At 73.1% G+C, this 10,098-nt stretch carries 12 protein-coding genes and 1 pseudogene; 8 read left to right on the top strand and 5 right to left on the bottom strand.

The window, feature by feature from the left end; all coding sequences use genetic code 11:
- Positions 1-566: pseudogene (locus B207_RS42850) on the bottom strand (RNA-guided endonuclease InsQ/TnpB family protein); the annotation flags it as partial.
- A gap of 128 nt (positions 567-694) precedes the next feature.
- Between B207_RS42850 and B207_RS0114200 the strand changes: the two are divergent.
- The 4 genes from B207_RS0114200 to B207_RS0114215 all read left to right on the top strand — a co-directional run bounded on the left by B207_RS0114200 (position 695) and on the right by B207_RS0114215 (position 3,266).
- Positions 695-946 (top strand): hypothetical protein, encoded by a 252-nt coding sequence (locus B207_RS0114200; RefSeq protein WP_018637213.1) that lies wholly within the window; start codon positions 695-697, stop codon positions 944-946.
- 131 nt (positions 947-1,077) lie between these two features.
- Positions 1,078-1,632: a Uma2 family endonuclease gene (locus tag B207_RS0114205; RefSeq protein WP_018637214.1), complete on the top strand. Its 555-nt coding sequence runs from the start codon at positions 1,078-1,080 to the stop codon at positions 1,630-1,632.
- Between the two features lie 80 nt (positions 1,633-1,712).
- Positions 1,713-2,621: a carbon-nitrogen family hydrolase gene (locus tag B207_RS0114210; RefSeq protein ID WP_018637215.1), complete on the top strand. Its 909-nt coding sequence runs from the start codon at positions 1,713-1,715 to the stop codon at positions 2,619-2,621.
- A 102-nt stretch (positions 2,622-2,723) separates the two neighbouring features.
- Positions 2,724-3,266 (top strand): hypothetical protein, encoded by a 543-nt coding sequence (locus tag B207_RS0114215; RefSeq protein WP_018637216.1) that lies wholly within the window; start codon positions 2,724-2,726, stop codon positions 3,264-3,266.
- A gap of 127 nt (positions 3,267-3,393) precedes the next feature.
- Here B207_RS0114215 and B207_RS0114220 read toward each other — a convergent pair whose 3' ends face one another.
- Entirely contained in the window at positions 3,394-4,284 is an 891-nt protein-coding gene (locus B207_RS0114220) for an SDR family oxidoreductase (protein ID WP_018637217.1), read from the bottom strand.
- Positions 4,285-4,393: 109 nt separating this feature from the next.
- On the opposite strand from B207_RS0114220, the gene B207_RS0114225 reads away from it, so the two are divergent.
- Positions 4,394-4,804: a winged helix-turn-helix transcriptional regulator gene (locus B207_RS0114225; RefSeq protein WP_018637218.1), complete on the top strand. Its 411-nt coding sequence runs from the start codon at positions 4,394-4,396 to the stop codon at positions 4,802-4,804.
- Between the two features lie 8 nt (positions 4,805-4,812).
- Here B207_RS0114225 and B207_RS0114230 read toward each other — a convergent pair whose 3' ends face one another.
- Positions 4,813-5,298, bottom strand: a complete 486-nt coding sequence (locus B207_RS0114230) for a hypothetical protein (RefSeq protein ID WP_018637219.1) — start codon at positions 5,296-5,298, stop codon at positions 4,813-4,815.
- The gene (locus B207_RS39740) at positions 5,295-5,435 is read right to left on the bottom strand and encodes a hypothetical protein (protein ID WP_018637220.1); all 141 of its coding nucleotides are present in this window, start codon (positions 5,433-5,435) and stop codon (positions 5,295-5,297) included. Before B207_RS39740 ends, B207_RS0114230 begins: the two co-directional genes overlap by 4 nt.
- Before the next feature lie 103 nt (positions 5,436-5,538).
- On the opposite strand from B207_RS39740, the gene B207_RS33895 reads away from it, so the two are divergent.
- From B207_RS33895 to B207_RS33905, 3 genes are all read left to right on the top strand, one after another.
- Positions 5,539-6,570 (top strand): GlxA family transcriptional regulator, encoded by a 1,032-nt coding sequence (locus tag B207_RS33895; protein WP_018637221.1) that lies wholly within the window; start codon positions 5,539-5,541, stop codon positions 6,568-6,570.
- Positions 6,571-6,640: 70 nt separating this feature from the next.
- Positions 6,641-8,620: an Hsp70 family protein gene (locus tag B207_RS36920; RefSeq protein WP_051102529.1), complete on the top strand. Its 1,980-nt coding sequence runs from the start codon at positions 6,641-6,643 to the stop codon at positions 8,618-8,620.
- Between the two features lie 103 nt (positions 8,621-8,723).
- Positions 8,724-9,467, top strand: a complete 744-nt coding sequence (locus B207_RS33905) for a sigma-70 family RNA polymerase sigma factor (RefSeq protein ID WP_018637222.1) — start codon at positions 8,724-8,726, stop codon at positions 9,465-9,467.
- On the opposite strand, the gene B207_RS0114255 is transcribed toward B207_RS33905, so the two are convergent.
- The gene (locus B207_RS0114255; protein ID WP_154675344.1) at positions 9,460-9,699 is read right to left on the bottom strand and encodes a hypothetical protein; all 240 of its coding nucleotides are present in this window, start codon (positions 9,697-9,699) and stop codon (positions 9,460-9,462) included. The two genes, B207_RS33905 and B207_RS0114255, sit on opposite strands and share 8 nt — an antisense overlap.
- Positions 9,700-10,098: the final 399 nt, after the last annotated feature.

A 10,098-nucleotide genomic window follows, 5' to 3' on the forward strand; every position in this document is an offset into this window, starting at 1 on the left:
GACGTGATCCCCGCGTCGATCCCGACCCGCCTCGACGACACCGGCAGGCCGGTGACGGTCTCCTCGACCAGGATCGAGACGTGGTACTGGCCGCGGGCGTTGCGCGACACCGTCACCTGCGACGGCACGGCCCCCTCCGGCAGGGGACGCGACCAGACGATGTCCAACGGCTGGTCCTGCTTAGCCAGCCTTATCCGCCCGTCGCGGAAGGTGAAGCAGTTACGAAAATAGGTCGCCGCGTCGAGCGTCCTGCCTTTCTTCTTGAACGACGGGAAACCGGCCCGTTTCTCCCAGAAGTTCACGAACGCCCTCTGCAGATGCCGCAACGCCGCCTACAACGGGCCCTTCGACGGCTCGGCGAGCCACGCCGTCCCGGGATCGCGTTTCCACCCGGTGAGCATCCTGTCCGTCTCGGCATGGGTGATCCGACGCCGTTCCCCCACCCACGCCCGGCGCCGTTCGGACAACGCCCGGTTGTACACGTAGCGCACACAACCAAACGTTTTCGCTAACTGTTCCACCTGATGGGGGGTCGGGTAGAACCGGTACCGGTACGCCCGCTTCACCACCCGACTCCCCACGACCGGCAGAATACACCTATCCACCGCCACCCTGATATCGGAGTTGACGCGCTATCCCCGCTCTGAAGGACGGGGCCTGCGCGCTACATTTCACGGTCAATCTGTCCCTGACGGTGCTGACAGCGCTCAAGGGAAAGCCCTGGCTGGCGCTGTTCAGCGTGTTCGCGACCGTCATCGGAGTCTGGGGCGTGACGCGGCTCGCCGCCCCGCGCAGCCCGTGGGCCCGGCGCACCTATGACGAGCGGAAGCTGGCCCGTGCCGGAGAACGGGCCGCCCGCTGGAGCCGGCGGCGCGACCGCGTGTTCACCCTCATCGCCGGAGCCGACAGCCCGGACCCGCCCGACTCTCGGGACTCCCCCACCTAGGCGCGCGCAGGCCTGCGGAGGCACATCGGGGCACGCCTGAGGCGGCCGCCGGGCGGGCCCGGGCGCGTTACCCTGGCTAGGACGGCTGACGCTGGCCGGGCCGCGGAAGGAGGCGCGTCATCACCACGGAGATGATCGCTCCCGCCTGGATGCACCAGCAGATCACGGCGCAGCAGTACGACTCCTGGTCCGACGAGCAGTGCGCGGGCATCGAGATCGTCGACGGGATGGTCGTCGTGAGCCCGAGCGCGTCGAAGCGTCACAACCGGCTGGTCAAGTTTCTCGCGGTCGCCCTGGAGGCCGCCGCCGGGCCGGGCTGGAACGCCGACTTCGACTTCGACGTCCGCCTGCAGGACGTCCCGCTGACGAACCGCCGCCCCGACGTGGTCGTCTACCGCGCCGACACCATCGACGTCACGCCGACCCGCCCCGAGCACATCCTGCTCGTCGCCGAGGTCGTCTCCCCCGGTTCGGAGACGACGGACCGCATCGTCAAGGCCGAGCAGTACGCGAAGGTCGGCATCTCCTACTACTGGCGGGTCGAGCAGCCCCCCGCCGGCGTCCCGGTCGTCCACACCCACGTGCTCGATCCGGCCACCAGGGCCTACCACCACGGTGAGGTCTTCACCGGTCTCGTCGACACGGTCGCCCCCTTCCCGGTCAGGATCGACCTCACCCGGCTGTAGCGAACCGACGCCGGGCCCGCGTTCCCGGTGGAACAAGGCCGGCGGAACAGAGATGCCGCCCTGGGCGGAGTGAGGCGCTGATGACGACCACACCGCAGGCACCTGTCCACGACCCCACCGCCCCGGTGCGGGTGACTCTGCTGCAGCTCGCCTGCCCCGACGACGAGGACCACGACAGCAGGGTGGCCCGGGTCCTCGACCAGCTGCGCGCGCTCGACCGGCGGGAGACGGACCTCGTCGTCCTGCCCGAGCTGTGGGCCACCGGCTACTTCAACTTCGACCGGTACGAGGAGCAGGCGCAGCCGCTGGACGGCCCGATGATCGGCGCGCTGCGCGAGGTGGCCGCCGAGCGCGGGCTGCACCTCGTCGCCGGCAGCTTCGTCGAACGCACGCCCGACGGCGCGCTGTGCAACACCACCGCCCTGCTGGGCCCCGACGGCGCGGTCCTCGGCACCTACCGGAAGATCCACCTGTTCGGCTACGAGTCGGCGGAGGCGAAGCTGCTGACCGCCGGCGACGAGGTCCGCGTCGTGCCCACCGGGCTCGGCACCACCGGGCTCGGCGCCGTAGGCCTCGCCACCTGTTACGACCTGCGGTTCCCCGAGCTGTTCCGGCTCCTGGTCGACGGCGGCGCCCAGCTGGTCGTCGTGGTCTCCGCGTGGCCGCTGGCGCGGCTGGAGCACTGGGAGCTGCTGGTGCGGGCGCGGGCGGTGGAGAACCAGGTCTTTCTCGTCGCCTGCAACGTCGCGGGCAGCCAGGCTGGCACCGCCATGGCGGGCACGAGCATCGTGGTCGGCCCGTGGGGCGAGGTCCTCACCCGGGGCGGCACCGAGCCCGCGGTCCTGCGGGCCGCGCTCGACCCCGCCCGGCTGTCCGCCGTACGTGCCGAGTTCCCGGTGCTCACCCACCGCCGGCTCGGCACCGTCCCGGAACGCGAGGCAGACAGCATTGACCGCACTTCCCGAGGCGGCCTCCCGCCTGGGCCCTGAGATTCTCCCACCGGCCGGCGCATCAGCGACGAGCTCGCCGCCGAGGGCGTCGCACCGCGCCCGGCCGCGGCACCGGCTGGTCGCTGGCCGAGGCCAGCGACCATGGCCTCCATCGGAGAGCGGGATCTGGCCTCGATCTTCAGTGGCGCCGTGCTGAAGACCGAGATCGACTTCGACGCCGTCCTCGTGAAGGCGGACGGCGGAAGCTGGACTGTCTCGAGCTCACCTGGCAGTTCGCGCCGGGCGCCGGCCCTCCACAGAAGTCGTGTGAAACTGTCTCCCACAGCAGCGGGAGATGAGACGAAAGATGTCATGCGCGCAGAATCGCGGCACCGGCGGAGGGGACAGGGCCTGCTGCCGTGGGCGGTCATCGCCTTCCTGGCGACCGGATGCGCGTTGACCTCGGCGGAGGAGCAGGGCGCCCTCGTGGGAGAAGTCTCAAGCCTCTCCGAGGAGCGCCTCTGCGTCGCCGCCGAGGAAGCGGCCGGCGACTGCTACGCGGCCGACCTGGTCGTTCTGAGGTCGCTGAGTGTCGGAGACTGCGTGGCCGTCGGCTGGGTCGAGCCCGCGGGCGTTGATCCCGGGACCGGAAGGGAGCTTGACGTCAGGAAGCTGGCGAGGGAGGCGGGGGAACGGTGCGGCTAACCGGGCTGCCCACGGGGCGCCCACTCGGTGTCCGGCCGCCGCGGCTGCCGAGCTTCGATACTCGGAGATCGCAGGGTGCTCGCCGAGGAGTGGTCGCGTGCCGCCCCGACCGACCAGCCCGGCCCGGTTACCGGGCCGATACTCCTGCCGCACCGGGCGCGCTGGCGGCGGCCACCGCGACGGCGTCCGACAGTGAGGTGGTTGGACGGCCGGTGAGCCGGCTCAGGTCACCGGTGTCGATCAGGAGTCGTCCCGCGGCGATCGCCCGGTCCGTGTCGGCGAGGACATGCGCGACCGGCCCGGGCAGACCCGCGCCGGTCAGGACCGCCTCCAGCTCGGGCTGGGTGACGTCGCGGTACCCGACCGGCTGCCCGGTGTGCTTCGTGATCTGCTCGGCCAGCTCCGACAGGGTGAAGGAGGTGTCGCCACCCAGCTCGTACACGGCGCCCTCGTGCCCGTCACTGCTCAGGACGGCGGCGGCCGCCTCGGCGTAGTCGGACCGGGCGGCCCCGCTGACACGGCCCTCGCCGGCGGATCCCACGACCGCGCCCACCTGGAGGTAGACCGGGAGCTGCTGGGTGTAGTTCTCGAAGTACCAGCCGTTGCGCAGAAAGGTGAACGGGACGTCGAGCGCCCGGATGCCCGCTTCGGTCGCCCGGTGGTCCTCGGCGAGCAGCAGGTCGGTGGTGTCGGCGTAGGGAGCGCTGGTGTAGGCGACGAGCGACGCACCGGCGTCACGCGCTGCCCGGGCCGCGCCGACGTGCTGCTCGACCCGACGGCCGAAGTCCGTCCCCGACACGATCAGCGCCTTCTCGGCTCCGGTGAACGCGGCCGCGAGCGAGTCCGGGTCGTCGAAGTCCAACCGGCGGACGTCGACACCCCGCTCGGCCAGCGACGACAGGGCGCCCACGTCGCGGGTGCCCGCGACGATCCGCCCCGCGGGGACGCCGCGGGCCAGCAGGTTCTCGACGACGAGCCGGCCGAGGTGACCGCCGGCTCCGGTGACGACGATGGACATGGGTCCTCCGATGACAGGTGTGGTGAACAGCGCTGTCGGCGCCTGTCAGGACCTTCTCGCTAACACTTTCCTACGCCTAGTACCCACCTTCAGGTAAGGTACTGTCTCCATGGTTAGTGACCAGGGTGACGCCCAGCCCCTCGACCAGATCACCGAGCTGCGAGCCCTCTTCGCGGGCGGTTTCTTCCCCCGCGACTGCCCGACCCGCACGGTCCTCGACCACGTCACGAGCCGGTGGGGCATCCTCGTCCTGCTGACGCTGGCCGGGCGGACCCTGCGCTGGGGCGAGCTGCGCAGGGCCGTCGAGGGCGTGAGCGAGAAGATGCTCGCGCAGACGCTGCGGACCCTCGAGAAGGACGGGCTCGTGCACCGCGCGGCGTTCCCGGTCATCCCGCCGCACGTGGAGTACAGCCTGACCGGCCTCGGGGGCGATCTGGTCACCCACCTGAGTCCTCTGGTGGCCTGGATCGCCCGGCACGCCGACGACATCGTCACCCGCCCGGCGCCGTCCGCAGCTTGAACTGAGGCTCAGGCTCCGGTGGTCGAGCCGGGGCGCACGATCATCAGCACCGTCACGGTGGCCCACAGCAGGTTGAACACACCAGTGGTCATGGCCAGCCGCGCGGGCAGCTTCCCGTCCAGCGGTTCGGCCCTGGTCGCCGCAGTGAGGATGTCGTCCTGGCGGGGCAGGATCACGACGGCGAGCAGGACCGCGGCCACCGCGGTGAGCACCGCGGAGACGATCAGCCAGGCGTCACCGAGTATCCCGAGGCTGGCTCCGGTCGCCACGCCGAAGGCCGGCACCGCGAGGCCGATCGCCGCGTAGACCCGGCAGACGCGGTGCAGGGTGCGCAGCACGGTGACGTCGGGCGCCTCCCCGGGCGCGGCCAACGCCGGCGCCGGCGCGGCGAGCACCCGCCGGGTCACGGCGGGGAACATGCTCGCCGCCACGGTGACCGGGCCGATCGCCAGGATGACGGCAAGCACGTGAGCCGAAAGCAGCACCTTCGTCACGGTGCACACACCCGGGGGTGGCGGGCCGCGTGGAGGGCGGCGAGCACGTCGCGGGAGGCAGGGCCGTCCCAGGGGTTGAACGGGTTGAACGGGTCAGACCCGTCGGATCCGTGGAACAGCACGATGTGTGCGGGCATGGCCGCGACGCTAATCAGCGGGAGCGGCGTCCAGGAGTGGCTGGATCGCCAGGTTCCCACGGGTTCCGGCCAACCATCCGGCGCCGGTTCCTAGGCTCGTGCCATGCACACCGTGGCCGTTCTCGCGCTGGACAGGGTCGTCGCGTTCGACCTCGCCACCCCGATCGAGGTGTTCGGCCGCACCCGGCTGCCTGATGGCAGCGCGCCGTACCGCGTGCGGGTGTGCGGCGCCACCCCGACCGTGGAGACAGCCGCGTTCGCCCTCACGCCGCACTGGGATCTGGCCGCGCTGGCGGCGGCGGACACGATCATCCTGCCCGGTCGGGAGGCTCCCCTGCCCACGCCCGGGGCGGTGCTCGACGCGCTGCGCCGCGCCGCGGCCGCCGGCACCCGCATCGCCACGATCTGCTCCGGCGCGTTCATCCTGGCCGAGACCGGGCTGCTGGACGGGCTGCGGGCGACCACGCACTGGCTGGCCGCGGAGGCGCTCGCCGCCCTCCATCCCGCGGTCAAGGTGGATCCGGATGTCCTGTACGTGGACAACGGTCAGTTCCTCACGTCCGCGGGTGCCTCCGCGGGGCTGGACCTGTGCCTGCACATGATCCGCAACGACCATGGTTCCGCGGTGGCCGCGAGCGCCGCGCGGCTGTCGGTGATGGCGCTGGAACGCGAGGGCGGGCAGGCCCAGTTCATCGCGCACGACCGGGCGCCCACCCCCCGCGGGTCGGAGCTGGAGCCGCTGCTGCGGTGGCTGGACGAGAACTGCGCGAACGACCTGACCCTGCGGGACATCGCCGCGCGCGCCGGCATGAGCGTCCGCACGCTGAACCGGCGCTTCCGCGAGCAGGCCGGGACGACCCCGCTGCAGTGGCTGCTGCGGGCCCGTATCCGCCGGGCCCAGCACCTGCTGGAGGCCACCGGGCATCCGGTGGACCGCATCGCCGCGCAGGTCGGGTTCGGCTCACCCACCGCCTTCCGCGAGCGGTTCCGGCGGGTGGTCGGAACCACGCCGCGGTCCTACCGCAACAGCTTCGCCAGCCCCGCGACCCACGGCAGGACCGCAGGACCGCAGGACGACCTGAGCCAGGCCGGTTGGACACACTTTGTCGACGATGCGCGGGTCGGCAGGTTCTGAGTGTTCTGCCGCTGGTTTCTCCGCATTAGGCCGAGAGCGGTAGCCTCGGATCGCCCTAGTGTCGTGGAGGATGCATGCAGTCACGGACCGCGCTCCCCCGGAGCCGGACGCGGTGATCTACGGGCTGGGTGTCGATCTCGGGACGACGTTCACCGCGGTGGCGACCGGCCGCCCCGGCCGCCCCGGTCGCCTGGAGATGGTGAGCCTCGGCAGCCGGAGCACCGCCGTCCCCTCCGTGGCGTTCGCGACCGCCGAGGGGCAGCTGCTGACCGGTGACGCGGCGGAGCGCCGGGCCGGCCAGGAGCCGGAGCGGGCCGCGCGTGAGTTCAAGCGCCGACTCGGCGACCCGACCCCGATGCTGCTGGGCGGCACGCCGTTCTCACCGGCCGCGCTCCTCGCGGCGGCACTGCGCGACGCGGTCGCCGCAGCCGTCCGGCTGGAGGGTGCGCCGCCAGCGCGCGTCGTGCTGAGCCGGCCCGCGGTGTGGGGCCCATACCGCCTGGAGCAGTTCGAGCAGGTGCCCCAGCTGGCCGGGCTGACCGAGGTGGCGCTCGTCACCGAGCCGGTGGCCGCCGCGACCGCCTACGCCGAGCGGCGGAACCTGTCCGACGGGGACGTCCTCGCCGTCTACGACCTCGGCGGCGGCACCTTCGACAGCGCGATCCTCCTGCGGGAGGGCGGCGGGCTGCGGCTGCTCGGCACCCCGGAGGGTGTCGAGTGGCTGGGCGGCGTGGACTTCGACGAGGCGGTGCTGCGGCACGTCGACGAGGAGCTGGGCGGCGCGGTCACCGCCGCCGACCCCGACACGGACGCGCTGGCGCTCACCCGCCTGCGGCACGAGTGCGTGCTGGCGAAGGAGGCCCTCACCTTCGACGAGGAGACGGCCATCCCCGTGTTCCTCAGTGGCGTCCGCCGGCAGGTGCCGCTCACCCGGGCCCGGTTCGAGGAGCTGGCCGCGCCGGCGGTCACGGCGACGGTCGAGGGGCTGCGGCGGGCACTGGAGTCCGCCGACGTGACGCCCGGCGATCTCACCGCGGTGCTGCTGGCCGGCGGCTCGTCGCAGATCCCGCTGGTCGCCCGCACCGTCGAGAAGGAGTTCGGCCGCCCCGTCCTGATCGACATCCACCCCAAGCATGTGGTGGCCCTGGGAGCCGCGCAGATCGCCGCCTCGCTGCTCCCCCCGGCCGAAGCACCGTGGGACGCCGCACCCCCGGCACCCCCGGCACCCGCGGCACCGGTCGCCCCCGCGGAACCGGTCGCACCCGCGCAGCCGGTCGCACCCGCGGAACCGATCGCACCCGCGCAGCCGCCTGCCGGGCCCGGCAGCACCGCCACCGTCCCATACCCGGCTGGAACGGAGGCGCAGCGGCCCGCCGCCGATCCGGACGCACCACCGTCCCAGCCGGGCACGCCTCCTTGGCCGGGAGCGCCGACTCAGGAGGGAGCGTCGCCTCAGCCGGGTGCGACGTCCGAGTCGGAGACACCGCCCGCTGCCGGCAGCGACGTCCAACCGGACACCGACAACAGCCGGCGACCGACGGACGGCCCCGCCACCTCCCCGGCGGACGGCAGCTGGGCTCCCCCGTCAGCGGGCAGCCCGGCGGAGACAGCCACGCGGACCGCCGCCGAGGACGGGACCGAGGCTCCCCCTGCCGGAAGCTCGCCGGCCGGAAGCTCGCCCGCCGGCCGGAAGGCCCCTGGCCCGTCCCAGGGCAACGACTCGCCCCCCGCCGGAGAGACACCGAAGCCCCCCTCCCCCGCACGCGGGCATCGACGGCTGACCGGAGGGCGCTCGACGGGCGCCGCACGGCGGCCACCCGAGGACGCCCGTCCGCCTGGCATCAGCCGCCGCGAGGTGATGATCGCGCTGGCGATCGCCGTCGTCGTCCTCGCCCTCGCCACCGTCGTCGGCACCGTGTACGGCTACGCCACCCGGACCAAGGCCCCGGAAAGCGACTCCGCACCTCCACCACGGGCCACGACAACCGCGATCATGGCCGCTACCTCGCCGCTGGACGTCGGTCTGCCGCCGGTAGGGGTTCGCTGGTAGGGGTTCGCTGGTAGGGAGGTCCCTACCGGGGCCGTGGGGACCGCCCCGCAGGTCGGGGGCGCGCTCCCTGGGACGACGGGCGCCGTTCCGAAATCGTCGAAGCATGTCGACGATCGCGGTACACGGCAGCGCGGCACGGCCCGTCGAGCACTATTTCGACCAGGTCGTGCAGGAGCACCGGCCGGCACTTCTCGCCTATGTCACCCGCCTCTGCGACGGCGACCGCGGGCGGGCCGAGGACGTCGTCCAGGAGACGTTCCTGCGGGCCTGGAACCACCTCGACCGCCTGGTGCCCGAGAAGGGCTCGGTGAACGGGTGGCTGCGCCGGGTCGCCCACAACATCGTCGTCGACGGCCACCGCATGCGCCGCGCCCGGCCGATCGAACTCGAACTGACGCCGGAGCACGCCGACACGGCCACCCAGCCCGACCTCAGCGAGTCGCTGCTCGACACGATGATGCTCGCCACGCTGCTGGAGCGGATCGGTAAGGCGCACCGCGCCGCCCTCGTCGAGACCTACCTGCTGGGCCGCACCACCGGTCAGGCCGCCGCCATCCTGGGTGTGCCGGCGGGCACCGTGAAGAGCCGGGCCCACCACGGCCTGCGCGCGCTGCGGGCCGAGGCCTGCCGCCTCGGTCTGCACAGCTGCAGCCCGCTCGACAGCTGCCACCCGCTCGACAGCCGCAGCCCGCTCGGTGCCGGTTCCCGGACGACCTGTTCCGTCTCGCCCTCCGGCAGCCGCCACGCCGCCTCGGCCGCCGCGCGGCCGGCCGGCCCGGCCGCCTCATCTCGAGGCCGGGCCAGGGCCCACCACGGACGTCGATGCCAGGCTGATCGCCTCACGTAGCGAGAGCGGGAGCCGGGTAGGCGGTGTCGGTGAGGCTGTCCCTCAGGAGCGCGGCGAGGATCCGGTGCGCGGCGACCTCGTCGAGCCGGCCGGGCATCCCGCCGCGCGCCGCGTGGTCGAGCAGGTCCGGGTCGGCGGCGGCCCGGCGCGCGACGTCCACCGCGACCGGCGGGGCCGGCGGGCCGGCGGGATCGAAGCGCGGCCGCCGCAACCGCCGCCGCATCGCTGCCACCGGCCACCGGGCCCGCATCGCTGCCGGTCAGGTCGAGCGGCAGGCAGCTCCAGCGATCTTCCGCGCAGGAGAAGCGCCAGGGCACGGGTCCCCGTTCGTCGCGTGGAAGCATCGCCACCATGGCGCTGAGATCGGCGTCGGCCCCGCGAAGGCCCCCGCGGACCGTCGACGCGAGCTCCGCGGGAATCGGCTCACCCGCCGCGACCAGTGCCACGGCGACCGCGCGCGCCATCTCCGCACACCGCCCGTCAGCCAGCCAGCGGCGGGCACGGCTGAGCAGGGGATCCGGCAGCACCCCGGCCAGGGCGAGCAGAGCTCGATGCCAGACCTCCGTGCTTTCGGACCCCTCCGACTCGCTGGTGTCCCCCGAAGTGGGCGCAGTCCCCTGCGGGATGACAC

The organism is Parafrankia elaeagni (genome assembly GCF_000374165.1).
Lineage (GTDB): Bacteria > Actinomycetota > Actinomycetes > Frankiales > Frankiaceae > Parafrankia > Parafrankia elaeagni.

What these genes read in the sequence shown, in the direction of transcription:
- B207_RS33895 (WP_018637221.1), top strand. Translation starts at nt 5,539, where the DNA reads ATGCACACCGTGGCCGTTCTCGCGCTGGACAGGGTCGTCGCGTTCGAC.
- B207_RS36920 (WP_051102529.1), top strand. Translation starts at nt 6,641, where the DNA reads ATGCATGCAGTCACGGACCGCGCTCCCCCGGAGCCGGACGCGGTGATC.
- B207_RS0114205 (WP_018637214.1), top strand. Translation starts at nt 1,078, where the DNA reads ATGATCGCTCCCGCCTGGATGCACCAGCAGATCACGGCGCAGCAGTAC.
- B207_RS33905 (WP_018637222.1), top strand. Translation starts at nt 8,724, where the DNA reads ATGTCGACGATCGCGGTACACGGCAGCGCGGCACGGCCCGTCGAGCAC.
- B207_RS0114215 (WP_018637216.1), top strand. Translation starts at nt 2,724, where the DNA reads ATGGCCTCCATCGGAGAGCGGGATCTGGCCTCGATCTTCAGTGGCGCC.
- B207_RS0114225 (WP_018637218.1), top strand. Translation starts at nt 4,394, where the DNA reads ATGGTTAGTGACCAGGGTGACGCCCAGCCCCTCGACCAGATCACCGAG.
- B207_RS0114220 (WP_018637217.1), bottom strand. Translation starts at nt 4,284, where the DNA reads ATGTCCATCGTCGTCACCGGAGCCGGCGGTCACCTCGGCCGGCTCGTC.
- B207_RS39740 (WP_018637220.1), bottom strand. Translation starts at nt 5,435, where the DNA reads ATGCCCGCACACATCGTGCTGTTCCACGGATCCGACGGGTCTGACCCG.
- B207_RS0114210 (WP_018637215.1), top strand. Translation starts at nt 1,713, where the DNA reads ATGACGACCACACCGCAGGCACCTGTCCACGACCCCACCGCCCCGGTG.